At 66.2% G+C, this 23,069-nt stretch carries 19 protein-coding genes; 10 read left to right on the top strand and 9 right to left on the bottom strand.

Annotated features, from left to right (window positions below; all coding sequences use genetic code 11):
* A complete protein-coding gene (locus ABGN05_RS26125) occupies positions 1–2,481 on the bottom strand; it encodes an EAL domain-containing protein (RefSeq protein WP_367956946.1) in 2,481 nt (826 codons plus the stop codon).
* 175 nt (positions 2,482–2,656) lie between these two features.
* On the opposite strand from ABGN05_RS26125, the gene ABGN05_RS26120 reads away from it, so the two are divergent.
* The 9 genes from ABGN05_RS26120 (at position 2,657) to ABGN05_RS26080 (ending at position 11,106) form a co-directional block, all read left to right on the top strand.
* Positions 2,657–3,043, top strand: a complete 387-nt coding sequence (locus tag ABGN05_RS26120; RefSeq protein WP_367956945.1) for a PRC-barrel domain-containing protein — start codon at positions 2,657–2,659, stop codon at positions 3,041–3,043.
* Between the two features lie 464 nt (positions 3,044–3,507).
* Positions 3,508–4,689, top strand: a complete 1,182-nt coding sequence (locus tag ABGN05_RS26115; protein WP_367956944.1) for an ABC transporter substrate-binding protein — start codon at positions 3,508–3,510, stop codon at positions 4,687–4,689.
* A 102-nt stretch (positions 4,690–4,791) separates the two neighbouring features.
* Positions 4,792–5,655 (top strand): branched-chain amino acid ABC transporter permease, encoded by an 864-nt coding sequence (locus ABGN05_RS26110; protein ID WP_072602760.1) that lies wholly within the window; start codon positions 4,792–4,794, stop codon positions 5,653–5,655.
* 7 nt (positions 5,656–5,662) lie between these two features.
* Entirely contained in the window at positions 5,663–6,652 is a 990-nt protein-coding gene (locus ABGN05_RS26105; RefSeq protein WP_367956943.1) for a branched-chain amino acid ABC transporter permease, read from the top strand.
* The gene (locus tag ABGN05_RS26100; RefSeq protein WP_367956942.1) at positions 6,649–7,413 is read left to right on the top strand and encodes an ABC transporter ATP-binding protein; all 765 of its coding nucleotides are present in this window, start codon (positions 6,649–6,651) and stop codon (positions 7,411–7,413) included. Before ABGN05_RS26105 ends, ABGN05_RS26100 begins: the two co-directional genes overlap by 4 nt.
* Positions 7,406–8,122: an ABC transporter ATP-binding protein gene (locus ABGN05_RS26095; protein WP_367956941.1), complete on the top strand. Its 717-nt coding sequence runs from the start codon at positions 7,406–7,408 to the stop codon at positions 8,120–8,122. Before ABGN05_RS26100 ends, ABGN05_RS26095 begins: the two co-directional genes overlap by 8 nt.
* A 100-nt stretch (positions 8,123–8,222) precedes the next feature.
* A complete protein-coding gene (locus ABGN05_RS26090) occupies positions 8,223–8,957 on the top strand; it encodes a GntR family transcriptional regulator (RefSeq protein WP_367956940.1) in 735 nt (244 codons plus the stop codon).
* A 131-nt stretch (positions 8,958–9,088) separates the two neighbouring features.
* Complete coding sequence (ligM, locus tag ABGN05_RS26085; RefSeq protein WP_367956939.1) at positions 9,089–10,504, top strand: vanillate/3-O-methylgallate O-demethylase; 1,416 nt, start codon at positions 9,089–9,091, stop codon at positions 10,502–10,504.
* A gap of 404 nt (positions 10,505–10,908) precedes the next feature.
* Entirely contained in the window at positions 10,909–11,106 is a 198-nt protein-coding gene (locus ABGN05_RS26080) for a hypothetical protein (RefSeq protein WP_367956938.1), read from the top strand.
* Between the two features lie 64 nt (positions 11,107–11,170).
* On the opposite strand, the gene ABGN05_RS26075 is transcribed toward ABGN05_RS26080, so the two are convergent.
* From ABGN05_RS26075 to ABGN05_RS26040, 8 genes are all read right to left on the bottom strand, one after another.
* On the bottom strand, positions 11,171–12,631 hold the full coding sequence (locus tag ABGN05_RS26075; RefSeq protein ID WP_367956937.1) for an aldehyde dehydrogenase family protein: 1,461 nt from the start codon (positions 12,629–12,631) through the stop codon (positions 11,171–11,173).
* A gap of 2 nt (positions 12,632–12,633) precedes the next feature.
* Entirely contained in the window at positions 12,634–14,472 is a 1,839-nt protein-coding gene (locus tag ABGN05_RS26070) for an ATP-binding cassette domain-containing protein (RefSeq protein WP_367956936.1), read from the bottom strand.
* Complete coding sequence (locus ABGN05_RS26065; RefSeq protein ID WP_367956935.1) at positions 14,465–15,193, bottom strand: ABC transporter ATP-binding protein; 729 nt, start codon at positions 15,191–15,193, stop codon at positions 14,465–14,467. The genes ABGN05_RS26070 and ABGN05_RS26065 overlap by 8 nt, the downstream gene beginning before the upstream one ends.
* Complete coding sequence (locus ABGN05_RS26060; RefSeq protein WP_367956934.1) at positions 15,190–16,152, bottom strand: branched-chain amino acid ABC transporter permease; 963 nt, start codon at positions 16,150–16,152, stop codon at positions 15,190–15,192. The genes ABGN05_RS26065 and ABGN05_RS26060 overlap by 4 nt, the downstream gene beginning before the upstream one ends.
* A complete protein-coding gene (locus ABGN05_RS26055) occupies positions 16,149–17,015 on the bottom strand; it encodes a branched-chain amino acid ABC transporter permease (protein WP_367956933.1) in 867 nt (288 codons plus the stop codon). Before ABGN05_RS26055 ends, ABGN05_RS26060 begins: the two co-directional genes overlap by 4 nt.
* Positions 17,016–17,220: 205 nt before the next feature.
* Complete coding sequence (locus ABGN05_RS26050) at positions 17,221–18,417, bottom strand: amino acid ABC transporter substrate-binding protein (protein ID WP_367956932.1); 1,197 nt, start codon at positions 18,415–18,417, stop codon at positions 17,221–17,223.
* A 71-nt stretch (positions 18,418–18,488) separates the two neighbouring features.
* On the bottom strand, positions 18,489–19,955 hold the full coding sequence (locus ABGN05_RS26045) for an aldehyde dehydrogenase (protein ID WP_367956931.1): 1,467 nt from the start codon (positions 19,953–19,955) through the stop codon (positions 18,489–18,491).
* A gap of 418 nt (positions 19,956–20,373) precedes the next feature.
* Positions 20,374–21,786, bottom strand: coding sequence for an aldehyde dehydrogenase (locus ABGN05_RS26040; RefSeq protein WP_367956977.1), 1,413 nt, complete (start codon positions 21,784–21,786; stop codon positions 20,374–20,376).
* 247 nt (positions 21,787–22,033) lie between these two features.
* Here ABGN05_RS26040 and ABGN05_RS26035 point away from each other — a divergent pair, with 247 nt between their 5' ends.
* A complete protein-coding gene (locus ABGN05_RS26035) occupies positions 22,034–22,903 on the top strand; it encodes a helix-turn-helix transcriptional regulator (protein ID WP_367956930.1) in 870 nt (289 codons plus the stop codon).
* The last annotated feature ends 166 nt before the right edge of the window (positions 22,904–23,069 follow it).

Below are 23,069 nucleotides of genomic sequence, written 5' to 3'. Positions count from 1 at the left end.
TTAACCGGCGGTTCCGCTGCGCCCCAGCCGTCCGAACCGCCCCGCCTCGATCCGTTCCACGATCGTCTCGAGCGGTTCGGGGCGGTGGAAGAGATAACCCTGTCCGTACTGGACCTTCATGTCCGCGAGCAGATCCAGGGTCTCGGCATCCTCGATTCTCTCGGCCACAACCTGATATCCGAGGCCCTGGGCGATGCGGTTGATGGAGGTGACGATCTGCCGATCGTACTCGCTCGTAGTGAGGTTATGGATGAAGGAGCCGTCGATCTTCAGATTGTCGACCGGGAAGCGCCTGAGATAGTCGAACGAACTCAGGCCGGCGCCGAAGTCGTCCAGGCACACCCTACAACCGTTGGCGCGCGCCAGTGAGACGAAACGCTCGGCCGCCTCGAAATTGGTGACGGCCGCCGTTTCGGTGATTTCGAACACGATACTGTCGAATGGCGCGCCCGTCTCGGCCACGGTGCTTTCGACGAAATTCCATAGCTTCGGATCGCTCAGCGACTGGGCCGAGAGATTGAACCCGAGATCCAGGTCCCCGGCCGCCATGACCGCGCCGAACCGTGAAAGCGCGCTCCTGATGATCCACCGGTCCAGCGACGAGGCGCGTCCGAAGCGTTCCGCGGCGGGGATGAACTCGGCCGGAGACATCATCCTGCCCTCGCGGTTCACCAGCCGGGCGAGCACCTCGACCTTTCCCAAGGTCTGCATCGGATTGTTCAGCGCCCGGATCTCCTGGCCGAAGAGCACGAGCCGGTTCTCTTCCATCGCATCGGCGATGTCGCCCACGATGCGGGCCGCCGTCAGGCTGGCCGACAGCCGGCCCTTGTCCTCGGAAAACACCATGTAGCGGTTGCGTCCGCCGGATTTTGCGGCGTAGCAGGTGTCGTCGGCATGCGCCAGGACGTCGGCCGCGCCGAGGCCGCTCTCTCGTACCATGACGATGCCGATGCTCGCGCCCAGCTGCCGATAACCGGTATGGTGTCCCAGATCGGCTGATCTGATCGCCGCCAGGATACATTCCGCGCATCGCTCGGCCTCGTCCACATCCTGCGAGGCGAACAGGGCCGCGAATTCGTCTCCGCCCAGCCGGGCGACCGCCGCGGACTGCGGCAGGCAGCGCCGGATCGCGCCCGCGATCGTCACGAGGGCGACGTCCCCCGCCGCGTGTCCCGCCAGATCGTTCAGGGCCTTGAAGTGATCGAGATCGATGTAGAGGAGAGCGAACGGGCTCACGGCGGCGTGCTCGACCTTTTGCGACAGCAGCGTGTCGAAAGCGGCGCGGTTGAGCAATCCCGTCAATTGGTCGTGGCGCGCGGCATAGGCGAGTTCCTGCTGCTTGCGATGCTCACTGGTGACGTCACGCAAGGTGAAGACGATGCCGCTGTTGCGTTCCGGGCCCGGTGCGAGCGGACTTACGCTGTATCGAACCACCTTTTCGCTTCCCCGGGCGTCCGACGTGACGAGTTCACCATATGCGCGGGAACCGGAAGCGAACGCGGCGAGCCCGCCCATTGCTTCGAAGACCTGTGACCGTGGCAGGCCGACCAGTTCGCTTTCGGGGCGGTCGAGCAACACGCAGGCTGCCGGATTGACGAAGGTGATGCGGTCGTCGACATCGGTGCTCAGAACTGCGTCGCTGATCGCCGTCAACGTGACGCGCAGCCGCTCCTTCTCGGTCAGAAGCGCCTGCGCCGACAGGACTTCGTCGGTCACGTCCCGGACGGTTCCGACGATGCTTCCTAGCGGCGCCGGCTCCGGCGAGAATTTGGCCAGCGTCTCGATATGGCGGACCGCGCCGTCGCCGCGCACGATGCGGTACCTCACCTCCATGCTCCCGTGATCGAAGAGAGCCGGATCGAGATGTTTCCGTTCCGCTTCCTCCCGGTCGTCGGGATGCAGGAAGCGGTGCCAGGTGACCTGCGGAAGCGGCCCCGTGCCGGGAGCCAGCCCGAAAATCTGACGCGTGCGTGCGTCCCAGTCGCTCTTTTGGGTGGCAATGTCGAAGTGCCAGATACCGCAGGCGCTGGCGGCCAAGGCGAGCCGGATTCGCTCGTTGACTTCCACCAGCGCCGCCTCGGCCGCCTTTTGTCTGCTGATGTCGGTCTGCACGCCGATCATGCGGACGGGTCTGCCATCCTGGTCCCGCTCCACGATGCCGCCGCGGTCCAGGACCCAGACCCAATGCCCATCCTTGTGCCTGAGCCGCAGTTCCGTCTCGACGCCGTCGCGCTCGCCGTTGATGTGCCTGTCGCCGCTGGCGACCGCCTCCTGCCTGTCGTCGGGATGGACCAGCGTCAGCCACAAGTCGGAGGTGGCCGTCAGTTCCCCCGGCTCGTAGCCGAGCATGCGGAACCACGTGTCGGAGTAGGAGCACTCGCCGGTCTGGATGTTCCAGTCCCACATGCCGAGACGTGCCTGTTCGAGCGCGTGCTGCCAGACACTGCGCGTTCCGCCGCTGCTCTCCCGTCGTGATCCCATGGCTCTGCCCGATCGTCTTCTTCGGAGCACTTATAGGAGAGACAACGAAAGAGAGCGTTAAACGGAACGGGAAAACACGCCTGACGCGTGGGGCTTCAGGAAAACTGGCGATATCGCATGGAACTCGCGCGCCATCCCGCCGTTCGGTTTCGAACCAACTACAGGAGAAAAAAAGATGCGTACAATTCTCGCCGCAGTGGCCATTCTCGCCGCCGGAACCGGCCTCTCATCGGCACAGGACGCCACGACCACCAGCGCCGTATCCGCCTATACGGAGGTCGAGGACGGCGCGATGATGGTCACGACGTTCAACCTCACCGTGGACGATCTCGACGACATGGACATCGTCGGCGCCAATGGCGACGAGATCGGGGAAGTCGACGACGTCCTGATGAACGCGAGCGGCGAAATCGTGGCCGTCTCGGCGGAGGTCGGCGGGTTCCTCGGCATCGGCGACACCGAGGTGGTTTTCCCGCTCGATCAGTTGACCCTGCAGGGGGACGAGTTCGTCACCTCCTTGACCAAGGAGCAGGTGGAAGCACTGGAAGAGCGGGTCGACTGACTCCCTTCTTAGCTATCAGCGATTCGGGGGGTGCGCCGGACGCGGGCGCACCCCTTGGCGTGTCCATGGGAATTCACATCCGGGTTGGTGACGGGCGCCATGCCCGGCCTATCGCGCTCGGGCTTGGACAAGCTCACTTTGAGCGGATACCGGAGTTCACATCCGCGAACGACTCCGACGTGCATCCAATGAGTGTATGCACCGCAACATGAACGGACGGACATAAGATCGCCGCCGCCGCTACCGGCGCGGCACCGGGGCTTTAAAGGCGCCATGTGAGGCGGACAGGAAGCGATTGTCGAATAATGAGGCGGATCGCCACTTAAGGCGCTTTCGCGTGCACCCGCCGCAGTGCCCTCGCTCCAACACCGGTCGCCGATCAAATGGTCCGAAGGCCATTGCTTTCCGCAACGCCATGTATACATTGACGGCTTGCTGACGCGCAATCTGGGAGGAGCACGCAGATGTTCGCAAAGACCACCTACGCAATCGCACTGGCAGCCGGACTGTCGGTATCATATCAGGCCCTCGCGCAGGAGACCGTCAAGATCGGCCTGATCATGGCCTATTCCGGCCCGTTCGCTGACACCGCGAACCAGATGCAGGCCGGCATCGATCTGTGGCTGGCCGAGCACGACGGGATGGTCGGCGGCAAGAAGGTCGAACTGATCAAGAAGGACACCGGCGGCCCGGCCGCCGACGTCGCCCAGCGCCTGGCGCAGGAACTGGTCGTGCGCGACGGTGTCGACATCATCGCCGGCTTCACGCTCACGCCGGAAGCGCTTGGTGCCGCCGACATCGCGACGCAAGGCAACAAGATGATGGTCGTCATGAACGCGGCGACGTCGGTTATCACCGAGAAATCGCCGCTCATCGTGCGTACGTCGCTGACCATTCCTCAGCTCAACTACGCCTTCGGCAAGTGGGCCGTGGAAAAAGGCGGCGTGAACAGCGCCTACACGCTCGTAGCCGACTACGGCCCGGGCCACGACGCAGAGAAGGCCTTCGCCAAGGGCTTCACCGAAGCCGGCGGCTCCATCGTCGGCGCCGATGCCAGCCCTGTCGCCAATCCGGACTTCTCCGCCTTCGTGCAGCGCATCAAGGACGCCAATCCCCAATCCGTCTACATCTTCATTCCCGGCGGCGCGCAACCGCCGGCCATCGGAAAGGCGCTCGCCGATCGCGGTCTGACGCCGCCGGACGTCAAGGTCTTCGGTCAGGGCGAACTCACTCTGCCCGAGGCGCTGGAAAGCATGGGCGATACCGCCAAGGGCATCATCACGACCTTCCACTACACGATGGAGCGCGACGATCAGCTCAACAACGAATTCGTGAAGGCATACCGCGACGCCAACAACGGTCGCAGCCCCGACATCTTCTCGGTGGGCGGTTACGACGGGATGCACCTCATCGACGAGGCCCTGAAGAAGACCGGTGGCGATACCGACGGGGCGAAGCTCGTCGAAGCCGCCAAGGGTATGGCCTGGGACAGCCCGCGCGGCCCGATCTCGATCGACCCGGAGACCCGGGAAATCGTGCAGACGGTCTGGATCCGCGAAGTCCAGGAGGTCGACGGCAAATACCAGAACGTGATCATCGACCAGATTCCGAACGTCAAGGACCCGCTGCACGGCGCTGCCAAGTAAAGCGCCTTGCCTGATGCGAACGCCCCTCTTCAGCCCGCCTCCTCCGAGACGGTCGTGGCGAGGGGCGGTTCTGCGGCCTGAACACAGACGGCGGCCTACCCAGTGATCAGCAGCGTCGCAATCGTGCTCTTCGACGGCCTTGCCTTCGGGATGCTGCTGTTCGTTCTGTCAGTAGGCCTGTCCGTCACGCTCGGGCTGATGAACTTCATCAACCTGGCGCACGGCGCTTTCGCCATGCTGGGCGGCTACACGGCGGTGTGGCTGATGCGCCAGTTCGGCCTTCCCTTCCTGCTGACGTTGCCTCTGGCGTTCCTGGCTGCGGCGGCGGTCAGCATCCTTTTCGAGCGGACGCTCTTTCGGCGGCTCTACGGGGCCGGCGAACTCAACCAGGTGCTCTTCACCATCGGTCTGGTGTTCGTCGCGGCGGCAGGCGCCACCTTCGTCTTCGGCACCGGGCAACAGCCGATCGTCCTGCCCGACTGGCTGCGCGGGTCCGTGGAACTCTTCGGCCTGCGCTTCGGCATCTATCGCATGTTCCTGATCGTGGTCGCGCTGGCGATCACGGGGCTTCTGTATTTCACGCTCGAACGCACCCGCTTCGGTGCGCAGATCAGGGCCGCGGTCGACAACCAGCGGGTGGCGCAGGGGCTCGGGCTCAATGTCGAGCGCATCTTCGCGATCACCTTCGCGCTGGGAAGCGGCCTTGCCGGGCTCGGCGGCGCACTGGCCATCGAGATCGTCGGGCTCGACCCATCCTTCGGGTTCCACTTCCTCGTCTATGTCCTCATCGTCGTGGCCGTCGGCGGGCTCGGATCGGTCACCGGCTCCTTCGTCGGAGCGGCGCTGCTCGGCATCGGCGACGTCGCGGGAAAGTACTTCGTGCCGGAAATCGGATCCTTCCTGATCTATCTGCTGCTGGTGGCGATCCTGCTGGTGCGGCCGATGGGCCTGTTCGGCAAGCGGTGAGAGCCCGATGAGCGTTGTGGCCCCTGCATCGAGCGACCCGGTCGCATGGCTCAGGCGGCGGAGCCGCCTGTCGGTCTTCGAGATCGTGTTCTGGCTCGCGATGCTTCTGCCGTTCTTCTTTTTCCCGACCTACCTGACGCTCGCAAGCCAGGTTGCGATCACCGCCCTCTTCGCGATCTCGGTGGATCTGATCCTTGGATACGCCGGCATCGTCACGCTGGGGCACGCCATGTTCTTCGGGCTGGGCGCCTACGTCGCGGGGCTGCTGAGCGCCCGTCTGGGCTGGGGCGAACCGATCTCGGGACTGTTGATCGCCGGCGCCTTCGCGGGGCTGGTCGGCTTCGTGGCGAGCTACCTCATCGTGCGCGTCCAGCACATGGCGCTGCTGATGGTGACACTCGGCCTCGGCTTCCTGACCTACGAACTCGCCAACGCGATGACATGGCTGACGGGTGGAACCGATGGCCTCAGCGGCGTAAACACCTGGCCGATCTTCAATCATTTCCGCTTCGATCTCTGGGGATACACCGCATATTCCTATTCCCTGGTCGTGCTGCTCCTCGGCTTCCTGATCAGTCGGCGCATCGTCAATTCGTCGTTCGGGCTGGCATTGCGCGGCATACGGGAGAATGTGCGCCGCATGCCGGCGATCGGCTCCGAGCATCGCTGGCACCTGCAGAAGGTGTACACCATCTCCGCAGCCATGGCCGGTGTCGCAGGCGCCCTGCTTACCCAGTCCACCAACACGGTGGCGCTTGAGGTGCTGAGCTTCCAGCGTTCCGCGGACGTCGTGGTCATGCTGATCCTCGGTGGCACTGGCCGGCTCTACGGCGCCATCCTGGGCTCCATCATCTTCCTTCTGGTGCGGGACCAGGCGGCGGGGCTCAATCCCCAATACTGGTATTTCTGGATCGGCCTGCTCCTGATGATCGTGGTGCTGTTCCTGCCCAAGGGCATCCTCGGCGGCCTGTCCCGCCTCGTCCGGAGGAACGGATGAGCGAGCCCGGCCCGATTGCGCTCCAGACCGAAGGCATCGGCAAGCGCTTCGGTTCGCTCGTCGTGTCGAAAGATGTATCGATCGAGCTCCCGCGCGGTGCGCGGCACGCATTGATCGGCCCGAACGGTGCGGGCAAGACCACTCTCATCAATCTCATCACCGGCCAGTTGAGACCGGATACGGGACGCATCCTGCTCGGCGGCAAGGACGTAACCGGTCTGGCGACCGCCGCGCGCGTGCGCCGCGGCCTGACACGCACGTTCCAGATCAACACGCTGTTTCCCGACCTCACCCCGCTGGAAGCCACGATGCTCGCCATCACCGAGCGGGAGGGCACGTCCGGCCAGTTCTGGCGCAGTCTCGCCTCTCACGCCGCCGCGGTCGAGGAGGCCTACGAGATCCTAACGCAGCTGCGCCTCGGGGATGTCGCGACGCGCACAACGCGCACGCTGGCCTACGGCCAGCAGCGGCTGCTCGAGATCGGGCTGGCGCTCGCAACGCGGCCGAAGGTGCTCCTGCTCGACGAGCCCGCCGCAGGCGTCCCGAAGGCCGAGAGCGGCGAACTGTTCCAGGTGATCGCCGCCCTGCCGGACGACATCTCGGTGCTGTTCATCGAGCACGACATGGACATCGTCTTCAACTTCGCAACCCGCATTGTGGTCCTGGTGGCGGGAGAGGTCCTGCTGGAGGCGGAGCCCGACGTGATCCGCACCGACAGCCGCGTTCGCGAAGTCTATCTGGGGCACGGCCACCATGCCTGATGCAATCCTGGAACTGCGCGACGTCCGCTCCGGCTACGGCGAGGGTATCGTGCTCGACGGCGTCTCCGCGTCGGTCCCGAAGGCGGGGAGCCTGGCGGTGCTCGGGCGCAACGGCGTCGGCAAGACGACGCTGCTTCTCACGATCATGGGGTTCGTGCCGCTGCGCGCAGGCTCCGTCTTCTTCACGGACGAGGATATTTCTGCCATGCATCCGCACCAGCGCGCCCGCAAGGGCATCGGCTGGGTGCCGCAGGAGCGGGACATCTTTCCGTCTCTGACGGTCGAGGAAAACCTCACCGTCGCCGCCCGCAAGGGGCGATGGGACCTCGCCGCCGTCTATTCGCTCTTCCCGCGGCTGCGCGAACGGCGGACCAACATGGGCAACCAGCTCTCGGGCGGCGAGCAGCAGATGCTGACCATCGCCCGCACGCTGATGACCAACCCGGCCGTACTGCTGCTGGATGAACCGCTTGAAGGCCTGGCCCCCATCATCGTGGAGGAACTCACCGCCGCCATCACCCGGATGGCCAGGGACGAGGGCATCGCGCTGGTGCTGGTCGAACAGCACGCCACGGTCGCGCTCGAACTGACCGAGGACGCGATCGTCATCGAGCGCGGCCTTGTCGCACACCGCGCCAGATCCGCCGATCTGCTCAGGGACGAAGAGACGCTGAACCGCTATATCGGGATGAACCTCGAACGCAGCTGAGTGCGAACGCATGCACCAGGAACGCATGGGCGGCACATTGGCTCTGCTCTGCGCCAGAGTGTATACGGGAGTGCGGATTTTTTGGAGGATGACGGCCCCAATGGACCAGACTTCGGCCAGGACCCACGCCACGCGCGCCCTCATCGAGCTGCGTAAGAAGATTCTCAGCGGCGAACTGCCGGGTGGTACGCGCCTGTTCGAGGTTCCCATGGCCGAGGAACTGAAGATCTCGCGCACTCCGGTGCGCGAGGCCATGTCGCGGCTCGCCGAGGAGGGTCTGCTCGACCGCGTGCGGGGCGGCGGCTTCGTCGTCCGGTCCTTCGGTTACGCCGACGTCGTGGATGCCATCGAGCTGCGCGGTGTCCTTGAAGGAACCGCCGCCAGGCTCGCCGCCGAACGCGGTGTCGAGCCTGCGGCGCTGGTGCGGATCAGGGACGTCGTCGCCAGGCTCGATGAGTGTTTCGGGGACAAGCCCGACGACGTCGATTTCGACGCCTATTCGGAACGCAACGCAGAGTTCCACCAGCAGCTCGCGGCGCTTTCGGGCAGCGACATGATCCGCCGCGAGGTCGAACGCGCCTCGCGCCTGCCCTTCGCCTCGCCCTCGGCGTTCCTTCCCGACAAGGCTGACATTCACGCCTTCCGCCGCTCGCTGAACTCCGCCCAGGAACAGCATCGTGCCATCGTTTCGGCGATCACCGCGCGGGAAGGCGCGCGTGCCGAGGCGCTGGCGCGCGAACACGCCCGCACGGCCCGGCACAACCTCGAATACGTGCTGGTGAAGGACCGCAGCCTGATCAGCCACGTGCCCGGCCTCGCGCTCGTCGTCGGCTGACGCTCCGGGCCTTCGAGCCGTCCGCGGGAGCATGGAACAAGGCATCCGAAGCCGTTCGCCCGCTTGCAATTTCATCGCCGTCCGGGCATGACTATGTATACATGACGGCAGTCGATCAGGGAGGATCACCAGTGGCAAACCACAGCTTGCAGGCGCTGATGCGCGAAAAAGGCAACGTCGTGCAGATGTTGCGCAATTCGAAGATCGGCATGTATGTATACCCGGTGGTGGCGAACGAGTTCACCAACTGGCGCGACGAGCAGCGCGCCTGGCGCGAAACAGCCGTGCTGTTCGACCAGACCCACCACATGGACGAACTGATCGTGGAGGGGCCGCAGGCGGCGGAGTTTCTCTCCCATGTCGGCGTCAACAGCTTCTCCAATTTCGACCTCAACCGCGCCAAGCACTTCGTGCCGGTGACGCCAACGGGGCACGTGATCGGCGACATGATCATCTTCCGCGAGCGCGACGACAAATTCGTGCTGGTCGGCCGCGCCCCGACGGCGAACTGGGTGCAGTTCCAGCAGGCGGTGGGCAAGTGGAACGTGCGCCTGCAGCGCGATCCGCGCTCCGATTCGCGCCCCGACGGCAAGGCGATCTACCGCACGCACTACCGCTTCCAGATCCAGGGACCGGACGCCAACAAGGTGCTCGACGCCATGAACGGCGGTCCCGTCCAGGAGATCAAGTTCTTCCACGTCGACTGGATCAACGCCGGCTCGAAGAAGGTGCGCGCGCTGCGCCACGGCATGGCCGGCGCGCCGGGGCTGGAGGTCTGGGGACCTTACGAGGACAAGGCCTACGTGCAGTCGGTGATCCTGCAGGCCGCGCAGGATGCCGGCGTCGATCTGCGCCGCGTCGGCTCCCGCGCCTATTCGACCAACACGCTGGAATCCGGCTGGATCCCCTCTCCCCTGCCCGCCATCTACACCGGCGGCGGCATGATGGAGGAATACCGCGAGTGGCTGGGTGCCGATTCCTACGAGGCGAACGGCTCGATCGGCGGCAGCTTCGTCTCCGACGACATCGAGGACTACTACACCACCCCGTTCGAACTCGGTTACGGCTTCTACATCGGCTGGAAGAAGGACGGCTTCATCGGCAAGGATGCGCTCGGGTCCATGAAAGACAAGCCGTCGCGCAAGAAGGTCACCTTCGAGTGGAACGACGAGGACGTCATGAAGGTCATCCACTCAGCCTTCAGGCCGGGCGAGGAGAACTACAAGTGGCTCGACCTGCCGCAGCCGAACTACGCCTCCTCGGGCTTCGACCGGGTGATGATCGGCGACCGACTCGCCGGGCTCTCGATGTTCAACGGCTACTCCTTCAACGAGCGCTGCATGCTGTCGCTCGGCATCGTCGATCCGGACGTCAAGGAGGGCGACGTGCTGACGCTGGTCTGGGGCGAGCCCGACGGCGGCAGCGGCAAGAGTTCCACCGAACGCCACAAGCAGGCTGAAATCCGCGTGCGCGTGTCGCCCACTCCCTATGCACGCGAAGCCCGCGAGAACTACGCCGACAGCTGGCGCACGAAGCAGCCGGCCTGATCCTGCGAACGGCTTCATCCGACCCTCGCGCCGCCCCTCATCCGCCCTTCGGGCACCTTCTCCCCGCAAACGGGGAGAAGGGACGCCGGCCGCGATGCTTGCGCCCGACCTATGAACTTCGCGATTGGCGAAGGCCTCGATGAAGCCGCCCCTTCTCCCCGTTCACGGGGGTCCGAAGGACGGGCGAGACAAGCGGCTCGCCCTAGGTGGCCCGAAGGGCCGGATGAGGGGCCGCGCCGATGCTCATCGGAAGTCCCCTCGTCTCGGCCGGGAAATCCGTCTCCGCGTTCGCGCCAGAAACCCATGGCGCGGGGGTTTTTCGTTGCCCGGCAAATTTGTCGCGTCCGAGGGCTTCACGGGCCTGAGAAAAACCCTACCTGCATGGCGAACCACGGAGGACGGCCATGAGAAGGGACGAAATTCTCAAAGCGTGGCGTGAGCGCGTCATTACCGGCAACGAGGCTCTGGAGATGACGGGCTTCGGCAGCCTGGAGGAACTCGGCGCGGAAGCCGAGCGACCGCTCGAACGCGGCCGAGGCGCATCCCGCCGGCAAGCCGGGGTAGGCTTCGAAAGGCAGACGCACCGCTCCGCGAACCGCTGATCGGCAATCCCCGAAGCGTTCCAGGCTTCGCCGCCCGGACGGACCGGGCGGCATCGCCGACGCGTCAGAACATCGGCGGGTACGGCCGGCCGCCGCGGTCGAGCGTGATCCAGCGCGTCTCGGTGAAGGTTTCCAGCGACCAGCGCCCGCCATGCTTGCCCGAGCCCGAGGCCTTGAAGCCGCCGAAGGGCACGTGCGGCTCGTCGTTCACGGACGAGCAGTTGACGTGGCAGTTTCCGGTGTCCAACTGGTTGACGATCGCCAGCCCGCGCGCCTCGTCGCGGGTCATCACGCCGGCCGACAGACCGTACTCGGTGTCGTTGGCGATCTGCACCGCCTCCTCGTCCGTGCGGAACGGGATCACCGGCACCACGGGGCCGAACGTCTCGTCCTGGTAGAGCTTCATGTCGGGTGTCACGCCGGTCAGGATCGTCGGCTCGACGAAGCGGCCGTCGATCTTGCCGCCCAGCACCACCTTCGCGCCCTTGGCGATCGCATCCTGAAGCTGTTCCCTCACCTTGCCGACCTGCTTGTCGTTGATGAGCGGGCCGATGATGTTCTCCTTGCTCTTGGTCGGGTCGCCGACCTTGAGCTTGCCGGCCCGCTCGACGAACTTCTTGAGGAACTCGTCGAAGATCTTCTCGTGCACCAGCACCTTCTCCACCGACATGCAGATCTGGCCCTGGTGCATGAAGGAGCCGAAATTGGCCGCCTGCGTGGCGCGTTCCATGTCGGCGTCGTCGCACACGATGAGAGAATCCTTGCCGCCCAGTTCCACGCAGCACTTCTTCAGATGCGCGCCGGCCTTGGCGGCGATCTGGCGGCCGACCGCGGTCGAGCCGGTAAACGAGATGCCCTTCACGTAGGGATGTTCGATCAGTTCGTCGCCGACCTCGGCCACGTTGTCGCGCGAGCAAGTGACGACGTTGAGCACGCCCTTGGGCAGCCCCGCCTCCTCGAAGATTTCGGCAAACAGCAGCCCGCCGAGATAAGGCGTCTCCTCCGAAGGTTTCAGCACGATCGTGTTGCCGGCGACCAGCGGGAAGAGGAAGCCGCGCGCCGTCAGGATGCAGGGGAAGTTCCACGGGCTGATGACCGTGACCACGCCCATCGGACGGCGCACCGCCATCGAGACCTTGCCGTATTCCGACGGCAGGACCTCGCCGGTCGGCTGCCACACCGAGCCAGCCGCGGCGTGGAATATCTCGGTCACGTAGCCGGTCTCGAACATGCCCTTGCCGAACCAGCCGCCGCCCTCGGCCTGGATCGCCTCCACGATCTCCATCTTGCGCCGCTCCCAGATCTCGGCGGCCTTCATCAGGATATGGGCGCGCTTGGAAAACGGCAGTTGCGACCATGCCGGGAAGGCAGCATGCGCCGCCTCGATCGCGGCGGCCGCTTCCGCGCGGCCCGAATCGGGCACCTCGGCCCAGACCGAACCGTCGGCCGGGTTCAGGTCCTTGAAGGTCTTCTGCGTCGCGGACCAGCCGCCGCCGATATACATGCCTTCGAATACGCGAGCCATTGTCAGTCTCCTTGCGTTCTCTCCGCCGGACGTCCCGGAGCGGAATTATCGGTTTCAGTGTCCGGCTGGGCCGGGATGACGAATGCCGTCAGCTTGCGCCGCCTCGCCGCGACATGCGCGGTGTGAATGGCCGCCGCACGGGCTACCAGATCGGAGATGGCGGGCGCAGGCGCCGGACCGGCGGGAGCGGCCGGCGCATCTTCGCCGAGGTCGAGCCCCGCGCTGTTGTGGCCGATCAGGCTGCGGCTGCCGTTCGGCATGCGCTGCGGCTCCCCGTCGTCCCGCGCAGGCGGCCGCAGATGTAAGCCCGCGAAGGCGGACGGCGTCGGCGCCGACGCGCGCCGTGCGCGCACCTGCTCGGCGAGCCGCGCGGTCGCGCGTTGCGCCAGTTCGAGCGGGTTGGCGCTGCCGCCGCGCTCCCTGCCCGGCCCGGAACCCGGCTCCGCGCGCGCCGCCTCCGTGACCCGACCCCGCGATGCCTCGGCAGTGGGCTGGCGCTCGTCTTTGTCTCCGGGCATTCCGGCGAAGGCGGACGGCACCGGAGCGGATTTGCGCCGGGCCGCGACATACTCCGCCAGGCGCTCGGAAGCGCGGCGTGCCATTGCGGCTGGGTCCTGCGATCCCTCGGCGCGCGGCCGGTCCAGGCGGGAAGGCGCCTTCCCCGTCGTCGGCCGGTCGTCGTTTGCCGGTTGACGGATATGATTATCCGCCTCGGCCACAGCGGCCGGTTTCGCCGCGTTCACGAAGGCTGACGGCACGGGCGAGGAGAGCCGCGTGGACCTGACGTGCCGCGCCAGCCGCGCGCTTGCGCGGTCGGCGAGGTCCGCCGAGTTCACGTCGACGCGGACGGACCGCGGCCCGGCTTTTCGCGACACGATCAACTCATTGGGCATGGATGCGGCCTCCTCCCAGGGATCGGTTCCCGCCTTCGGGTCGTAGCGTCCGACGAAGGCGCTCGGAATGGCGCCGGCGCGCCGCAGGGAACGCACGAATGCGGACTGGATGCGGCTCGCCCGGCTCGCCAGGCCGGACAGCGCGTCGCGCATGGCGGAAAGATCGATCGGCAGCGGAATGGAGGACGGAAGCCGGATCGATATCCCGCGCGCGGGCGCGGTTCGCTTCCCCTCCTTCCCCGTGCCGCCGAGATAGGCGTTGACGACGGCGGGATCGCTGGCGAGGTCCGACGCCTTGCCTTCCCCGGTCACCAGCCCGTTCTCCACCAGATAGCCCCGGTCGGCGATGGCGAGGCTCTGCTTGGCGTTCTGCTCCACGAGCAGGATGCCGACGCCGCTCGCCGCGACCTCCTTCAGCGACCGGAACAGCTCCTTGGTCAGGATCGGCGACAGGCCGAGCGACGGCTCGTCGAGCATCAGGATGTCTGGCTTCGACATCAGCGCGCGGCCGATCGCCACCATCTGCTGCTCGCCGCCCGACATGGTGCGCGCCATCTGGCGCTTGCGTTCGGCGAGTTTCGGGAAGAGCCGGTAGATCAGGTCGAGCGTCTCGCGTTCCGATTTCCGGGCGCGCGTGGCGAACGCGCCGAGTTGCAGGTTCTCGGCCACGGAAAGCTCGCCGAAGATGCCCCGCCCTTCCGGCACCAGCGCGATGCCCTCCTCCACGATCCTGTGCGGCTTCATGCCGGCGATCGCCCTGCCGTTCATCGAGATCTCGGCGCCTGCGTCCGGCTTCACCATGCCGGCGATGGCCTTGAGCAGCGTCGACTTGCCCGCCCCGTTGGCGCCCAGGATGACGCAGATTTCGCCCTTGTCGACGCGCACGCTCACGCTCTCCAGCGCGCGATGGCGGCCATAGCTGACGGCGAGGTTGCGGACCTCAAGCATCCTCGTCTCCGAGATAGGCGCGCACCACCTCCGGGTCCGACAGCGTCTCCTCCACGCCTCCCTGCGCGATCGTGCGGCCCGAACTCATCACCACGCAGCGGTCGCAGAGCGAGCGGATGGCGTCCATCACGTGCTCGACCATGATGATGGTGCGCCCCTCGCGGCGCAGTTCGTCGACGAGCGCGATGCCGATCTTCAGTTCGCTCGGGTTCAGCCCCGCCAGCCATTCGTCGAGCAGCAGGATGCGTGGGTTCGCAGCGAGCGCGCGCGCCAGTTCCACCCGCTTCTGGTCGATATAGGTCATGGCCGACACCGGCATGTGGGCGCGCGCGCCGAGCCCGACGCGGTCGAGCAGCGCCCGCGCGGTCTTCCTCGCATCTGCTCCCCAGGCGCGGACGTGCCCGAACACCGCGCCTGCCATCACGTTCTGCTCCGCGTCGAGCGAGGGCAGAACCCGCACGAGCTGGAAGGTCCGCGCCACGCCCTGCCTGGCGATCGCATGCGCCGGCAGGTCGGAGATGCGCCTGCCCTCCAGCATGATCTCGCCCGAGGTGGGTTTCAGCGCGCCGGATATCAGGTTGAGCATGGTGGTCTTGCCCGAGCCGTTCGGCCCGATCAGCCCCAGCAGTTCACCGCGGCGAACCTCGAAGGACACGTCGTTGACGGCAATCAGGCCGCCGAACGCTTTCCGCGCCGTATGGACGGTCAGAGCGGCGGTCACGCCGTCTTCTCCTCGCCCACCGCGGCTGCCGGCCGGCGCCAGCGGTCGCGCGCCTGCTCGATCAGGCCGGTCACCCCGTTGGGGATGAAGTAGACGATCGTCAGGAACGCCAGCCCCATCACGATCGAGGTGTGGTTGGGGAACTGCGAGGAGATGATGTCCATGACGATGGTGAAGGGGATGACGCCGACCAGCGGGCCCCACAGCCGCTTGGTGCCGCCGAGCAGCGCCATGATGACGACGAGGAACGAGATCATCGGATTGAAGGCCGCCGGCGGCTCGATGTAGGAATAGCGCGGCGCCATGATCGCACCCGCGACAGCGATGAATGCGCCCGAGATCATGAAGAGCAGGATCTTCGAACGCGCAGTGTCGATGCCGACATGGCGCGCCACGGTCTCGTCGTTACCGATGATCTGCATGGCAAAGCCCAGCCGCGAGCGGTTGATCGCCCAGCCGGTCAGGAAGACGCTTGCCGCCAGCGTCAGCAGCATCCAGTAGATGTGGCTCTCGGTGAAGTCGGTGAAGACGTAGAGCCCCATGGCGGTCGCGAGCTTGGTCTGCGTCCACGTCACGACCTGCCGCACGAGTTCCGCCAGGCCGAAGGTGAAGATAACAAAGTAGACGCCGGAAATGCGCAGTGTCGCGGCGCCGACCAGCCCCGCCAGAACCGCGCCGGACGCCGCCGCGATGGCGAGCAGCACCGGGAAGGGCAGGATGTCGATGCCGAGGCCGACCGAGTAGGTGCCGAGGCCATAGAAGGCGGCGGTCGCCAGCGAGACGTAGTGCGTCGGTCCCGAAAACAGCGCCCAGGCCGTGCAGAGCGCGGCGTAGAGCATGATGTTGACGGAGATCGACAGGTAGAAACCCTTGTCGAACAGCGGCAGCGCGGCTGCGAGCGCCACCAGCACCACGCCGACCGCCAGTCCGCGGACTTCCTCGCGGGTGATGCCGTTCACGTCGGCGCCCTCCCGAAGATGCCCTGCGGGCGGAAGAGAAGCACCAGGATGAAGAGCGTGTAGGTCGCGGCCAGCGTCAGGCCGGGGTCGATCAGGCTCGCCACCAGCGTCTCGGAGACGCCGAGGATCAGGGCGGCGAGCACCGCGCCGCGAACGTCGCCGACCCCGCCCATGATGACGATGATCAGCGCCTTCATGGTGAAGACCACGCCCATCGAGGCGTTGAAGGTGTAGAAGGTCGAAAGCAGCGCGCCGCCGCAGGCCGTCAGCGCGCCGCCGAGCGCGAAGGCGAAGGCGGCGGTCCGCGCCACGTCGATGGCGACGAGGTTGGCCGCGTCCGGATCGACGGCGACGGCGCGCAGCGCGGTCCCCTGCCGCGTGCGGTAGAGGAAGAGCCACAGCGCGACGAAGATCAGGACCGCCGCGACGAAGGCGACGACACGATTCAGTCCATACGAGTTGCCGAAGATCTCGAAGCGTTCCGCGAGGAACGTGTAGGAATGGTATTCGCCGCCGAAGCCGACGATCATCAGCCCCTGAAGCAGGAACAGGAGCCCGAAGGTGGCAAGGATCGAATCCACCTCCAGCTGCCCCCGGTTCTTCGCGCGTTTGACCAGCGGCTGCAGCGCGACCGCGTAGATCCCCCAGTTGATGGCAAACGCGGCCGGAGCGATGATGAGCAGCCCGACCAGCGGATTGATTGCCAGGCCAGTATAGAGCCAGAAGGCGACGAAACAGGCGGCGACCAGCGTCTCGCCGTTGCCGAGATTCATGATCCGGGCGACGCCATACTGCATCGTCAGCCCCAGCGCGATCAATGCGTAGGTGCCGCTCAGAAGTATGCCGGTGACGAGGATGTTCATGAGGATGTTCTGGAACTTTCCTATTGGTTCCGCCGGATCAGGCACGTCGGCGGTCGATAGCGGGTCGGTCGAGGGTGACTACGAGAGTACCCCCACCCCTGCCCCTCCCCACAAGGGGGAGGGGAACTACTGAACTCCGACGCATGCTTGCTCGCCGTTCGAAGAAGCCGCGCCGGTAGGGGTGGGGGTAACTTTCTTCCCCCTGCTACCAGCCGGACTTCTTCACCGGTTCGGCGGCGACGGGCATCCCGTCAGCAGCGACCGCTTCGAAGACGCCGTTGTTCCACTGACCGACGGTCCAGACCTTCTCGTTGACGTTGTTGGGCATTGAGACGGGACCGATCACCGTGTCGAACGTACCGGTCTTGATCGCCTCGACGACTGCGGCCTTGTCGAGCGTGCCCGCCTTCTCGATCGCCTGCCCCAGGATCTGAAGGCCGGCATAAGTGGTCGCGCTCGCCCAGAAGTCCGGGTCGGAGCCGAGGTCGGCCTTGTGCATGTCGAGGTAGCCCTTGACGTTCTCGTCCGAGCTGTTGATGCCGCCGATGCCCATGATGCCGTTCGCGGCGTCGCCGAAGCGCTTGGCGAAGGGCGGGAAGGCGGTGCCGACACCGGTATAGAAGACCGGGACGTCGAAGCCCTGCACCTGCGCCTGTTCGGTGAGCGCGAAGGTGTCGCCCGGATAGGAGAAGGCGATGAAGGCGTCGGGCGCGGCGGCCTTGGCCTGGCTGATCACCGGTGCGAGATCCTGCGTGCCGAGCGGATAGGACGTCTCGTAGACGATCTCGAACCCGGCCTTCTCCAGCGCCGGCTTGGCGGCTCCGATCAGTTCCAGGCCGAAGGCGTCGGCGACGTTGACGAGGGCGACCTTGTTACCGATGTCGCCCTTCTCCTTCATCTTGGAGATCGTGTCGACGATGCCGTTGGCAAGCTGCGTCGACGTGCCGAGCATCCAGAAGGAGTTCGGCCAGCGTTCGGCGAATTCCTTGACGCCATCGGTGGCGGCGGTCGTCGCGAGCTGCGGATAGCCGTAGCGCGCGAATGCCGGTGCCGCGGCGATGTTCAGGCCCGTGGAATAGGGCGCGACGAGGAAGTCGACCTCGTCGACGGTGGCGAGCCGCTGGATGTTCTTGATCGCCTCTTCGCCGCTCGTCTTGTCGTCATATTCGACGAGCTCGATCTTCATCTGCTTGTCGCCGACCTTGAGGCCGCCGGCATCGTTCACTTCCTTCATCCACAGCTGGATGTTTGGCCAGTGGGTCATCGCCGCGCCGCCGGCCAGCGGGCCGGATTTCGGCGCGCTTGCGCCGAGCTTGATGGTTTCCTGCGCGAAAGCCGCGCCGCCGGCGATGGCCAGCGCCGCCGCCGAGGCCGCAAGGGTGATAAATGAACGTCTCAACATGGTTTTCCTCCCTGTGAATGAAGTGACTGTCTCTGCTCGTTCCCGTCTCGACCGGATGACCTAGAAGCTCTTCATCCGGCAAAGTGGATGGTCTTGGTCTCGACGTAGTTGTCGAGGCCTTCCGGTCCGCCCTCGCGTCCCATGCCGGACTGCTTGAAGCCGCCGAAGGGATGCTTGGGATCGACGATCATGCCGTTGATCGTGATGCTGCCTGTGCGCATCTTGCGCGCCATCTCGTAGCCGCGCTGCGGATCGGCGGTGTAGACGGCGCCGCTCAGGCCGTATTGCGAGTTGTTGGCCTTGGCCACCGCCTCGTCCTCGTCGCGGTAGGTCATGACCGACACGACCGGCCCGAAAATCTCCTCCTGGACGATCTTCATGTGCGGCGTGACGCCGGTGAAGACAGTCGGCTCGACATAGTAGCCGCGGTCGAGCCCCTTCGGTCGGCCGCCGCCGCAGGCGATGTGGGCGCCTTCGGCGCGTCCGGCGGCGATGTAGCCCTCCACGCGCTGGCGCTGCCGGGCCATGGTCAGCGGCCCCATCTGGGTCGACGGATCCATCGGATCGCCGACCTTGATGTTCGAAACCGCGCCCAGGTAGAGGTCGAGGAACTCCTTCTCGCGCCGTTCCGGGACCAGAACCCTCGTCAACGAGAAGCAGACCTGCCCGGTGATCGGCATGGTGTAGACCATCAGGCTCGGCAGTGCCGCCTGGAAATCCGCATCCTCCATCAGCACCGCGGCCGACTTGCCGCCGAGTTCGAGGCTGACGCGCGCAAGCCGTTCGGCGCAGACGGCGGCGATGTGCTTGCCTGCGCCCGTCGAACCGGTGAAAGCGACCTTGTCGATGCCCTTGTGGCGCACGAGGTAGTCGCCGCCCTCGCGCCCCGCCGGCACGATGTTGAAGACGCCGGCGGGCAGCCCCGCCTTCTCGATGCATTCGGCCAGAATGTAGGCCTCGAGCGGCGTTTCCGGCGACGGCTTCGCCACCATGGTGCAGCCGGCGGCAAGGGCGGCCGAGACCTTGTAGCTCAGAAGCACCAGCGGGGCGTTCCACGGCGTGATCGCGGCGCAGACGCCCACCGGCTCCTTCACCACCTTGAGCTTGCCGCCGTCGTCGCGGCGTCGGTCGTCGACGAAGGGGTAAGTCTCGATCAGGTCGGCATAGTAGTTGAAGAGCGTCGGGTTCTGCCCGACCAGCTTCCGGGTCAGCGAGATCGGCGCGCCGACCTGGATCGTCCAGGCCTGCGCGATGTCCTCGAGCCGCTCCGTCAGGAGCCCGGCCACACGGCGCAGGTAGCCCGCGCGTTCGGACGGCGACATGCGCGGCCAGGGTCCGTTGTCGAAGGCGTCGCGCGCCGCCGAAACCGCGCGGTCGATGTCGGCCGGGCCGGCTTCCGGATAGGTCATGAGCAGTTCCTCGGTGGTCGGGGAGACCACCTTCAGCGTCTGTCTCGAAATCGGGTCGATCCAGCGTCCGCCGATGAAGAAGCGCTCGGGCGCCTTCGGGCCCGCGACGGGTCTGTGCATCACGTTCATTCAAATCCTCCCTCGGCACGCCGCGCCGGGACACGCAATCCCGGCTTCTTCATCGGGCGACGGAACAGCGGTTCCGCTCTCTCCCGCCCGATGGCGCGGCTCCTGGAGACAATAGAATTTTTCCGCCGGCCTGTCACCGCGCAATCGGACGTCATGTATACACATCCTCTTGCCAAACTTGCGCGCCTGTGCCGCGAAACCGCCCGCATGGTCATCGCCGGGGTGCCTCTTCCCCTTGCCCTCCGACAACGCGCGGCGCGGCGCTCGAACACCTCCGGTCCCACGTCAGCACACGGCGATGTATACATGAAACATCGCCCGTCGCCGCTAGCGGCAGCAGCGGGCAGGAACCCGTCGCGCGCGTTCCGACCCGCCACACCGGTCCCCACGACATGCGGTCCCGTCGCTCCCCGCGCGCTCATATCGGATACTCCTCGCGCCCGCCCTGGAGCGAGATCCAGCGCAGTTCCGTGAACTCGTCGATGCCCGCGCGCCCGCCGAAACGGCCGTAGCCGGAGGCCTTCACGCCGCCGAACGGCACCTGCGGCTCGTCCTGGATGGTCGCGGCATTGATGTGGCAGATGCCAGTCTCCAGCCGGTGCGCCACGTCCAGCGCGCGCGTCACGTCGCGGCCGAAGACGGCGGCGGCGAGGCCGTACTCCGTGTCGTTGGCGATCGAGACCGCCTCGTCGATGTCGGAGTAGCGGATGACCGACGCGACCGGCCCGAAGGATTCCTCGTAGTAGATGCGCATCGAGGGCGTCAGGCCGTCGAGGATCGTCGCGTCCAGATAGGCGCCGCGCAGCTTTCCGCCGGCGACCAGCCGCGCGCCCTTGTCCACCGCGTCGTCGATCAGGGCCTTCACGCGCTGCGCCGCCTGTTCGCTGATCATCGGCCCGATCGCGTTGCCGGGATAGCGCGGGTCGCCCGTCCTCAGCCGGGAGGCGTGTCCGGCGAGCCTGGCGGTGAAATCGTCGGCCATCTCGTCATGGACGAGGATACGTTCCGTCGACATGCAGATCTGGCCCTGGTGGAAGAAGGCGCCGTAGGCGGCCGCCTTTATCGCCTGCTCGACGTCGGCGTCGTCCAGCACGACGAGCGGCGCCTTTCCGCCCAGTTCCAGCAGCGGCCTCTTCAGGTGCCGGGCACAGAGTTCCGCGATGACGCGGCCGGCCCGCGTCGAACCGGTGAAGTTCACGCGTCGCACCGCCGGATGCGCCACGAGCGCTTCCACGATCTCGGTCGCGTGGTGTTCGGCATTGTGGACTATGCCGACGCACCCGTCGGGGAATCCCGCTTCGGCGAAGATCTCGCCGATCATCTGGTGCGTGCGCGGGCAGAGTTCGGAAGCCTTGAACACCACGGTGTTGCCGCAGGCGAGCGGCATGGCCAGTCCGCGCACCCCGAGGATGAGCGGCGCGTTCCAGGGCGCCAGCGTCAGCACCACGCCGCACGGCCTGCGCATCGCCATCGAAAGCGCGCCGGGCCGGTCCGACGGGATCACCTCGCCCGTCACCTGCGTCGTCAGCGCGCCCGCCTCGCGCAGGATCGAAGCAGCCAGCCGGCAGTTCAGTTCGCCCCATGCGCGAGTCCCGCCCGTTTCCGCCGAGATCGCCTCGACGAAGTCGTGCGAGCGGGCCAGGAGCAGGTCGGCGGCGCGGTCGAGCAGCGCGCGCCGCTCCGACGGGGAGACCCTCGACCATTGCGCAAAAGCGGCGGCGGCGCGGTTCGCCACGTGACGGGCCTCGTCGGGGCTTGATGCCGGAACTCGGGTCACGACGTCGCCGGTGACCGGGCTGATCCTTTCGAGGATCGCGCCGCCATCCGTCATCCTGCTTCGGGCGATCGCCGTCGATGCGCCTGCCAAATTCCGATTCCTCCCGCGTCCGGCCTGATTTGCCGGTGCAATCTGGCGGTGCGGGCCTCTTACCGAGCCCTGCGCCACTGCATGCCATTCACAGAACAGCCAAGCGGCCTCTTGTAGAAGGCAAATTTCTGGCTATTGATTGCACGAAACTGGCAAACGGTGGTCATCGAACGATTTTACATCCCGGATCTGGCTTGGACGCGGAAGACAGGTGAAGGCCGAACGCATCGAAAGCAGCCTGCAGCGGCGATTCTGGTCGCTCAACCGCCTTAGCGACCTGGCGGAACGTCAGGTCGTGCTGCTCACCGACGGCAGCGGCGAGGCGGAGGCCGGCGAGGATCGCCTTTCGATCGAGGCCCCGGCGCTGCTGTGGCTGGGCGACCAGCAGCCGGGGCGCCTGCGCGTCGAAGCCGGAAGCACCGGCTATCGCGGCCACGTGGCGAACGCCGTCCTGGTAGACGCGATCGGCGACCAGGCCGAATCGGTCGACCTGCGCTATCTCGTCGACCGCAACTTCGTGCTGTCGCTCGCCGGACAGGGCGAGCAGGCGTCGGTGATCGCGCGCTGCTTCAACGGCGTTCTCAACGAACTGCGGCAGCCGCAGGAGGGATCGCCGCTGCTGCTCGCTGCCCTGCTCCGCATCATGCTCGTCACCATGATGCGCCTCTCCGGCGCGCATGAAACCTCGCTGGTCGGCACCGGCGAGAAGGCCGGGCTCCTGCAGCGGTTCCGGCAACTCGTCGAGATGAACTTCCGCAGCCACTGGAGCATCGTCCAGTATGCTTCCGCACTGGGCATCTCGGCCGACCGGCTGCACGCGGTCTGCACGAGCGGCATCGGCAAGTCTCCCAAGGCGCTCGTTTCCGAGCGGCTGGCGCACGAAGCGGCGTTGCGGCTGGACCGGTCGGCGATGACCATCCAGCAACTGGGCCACTCGCTCGGCTTCAACGATCCCGCGCATTTCTCGAATTTCTTCCGCCGGATGATGGGCATCTCGCCGGGCGCCTACCGCCGCCAGCGCGCCGAGGCGCGGCGGCAGGGCGAACTCGCCCCGCCCGCCAGCTTCGCCGACTGGCCGTAGCGCACCACCCCCGCGAGAGAACGGCCGCGAGGCGGGGTGGACAGATTTCGCCACGCGTCAATGCCGAAGGGACCGTCGCCGAACGCCCGGTACGATTTCCGCTCCCGGAAACAGCTTGAATTCCATGGACTTGCCGCTCCGAAGAGGCGCGGTTTCATGTTCCGCC

The organism is Aquibium pacificum (assembly GCF_040839445.1).
GTDB lineage: Bacteria > Pseudomonadota > Alphaproteobacteria > Rhizobiales > Rhizobiaceae > Aquibium > Aquibium pacificus.
Note: the sequence above shows the minus strand (reverse complement) of the source record. Positions and strands in the feature narration are given on the sequence as shown.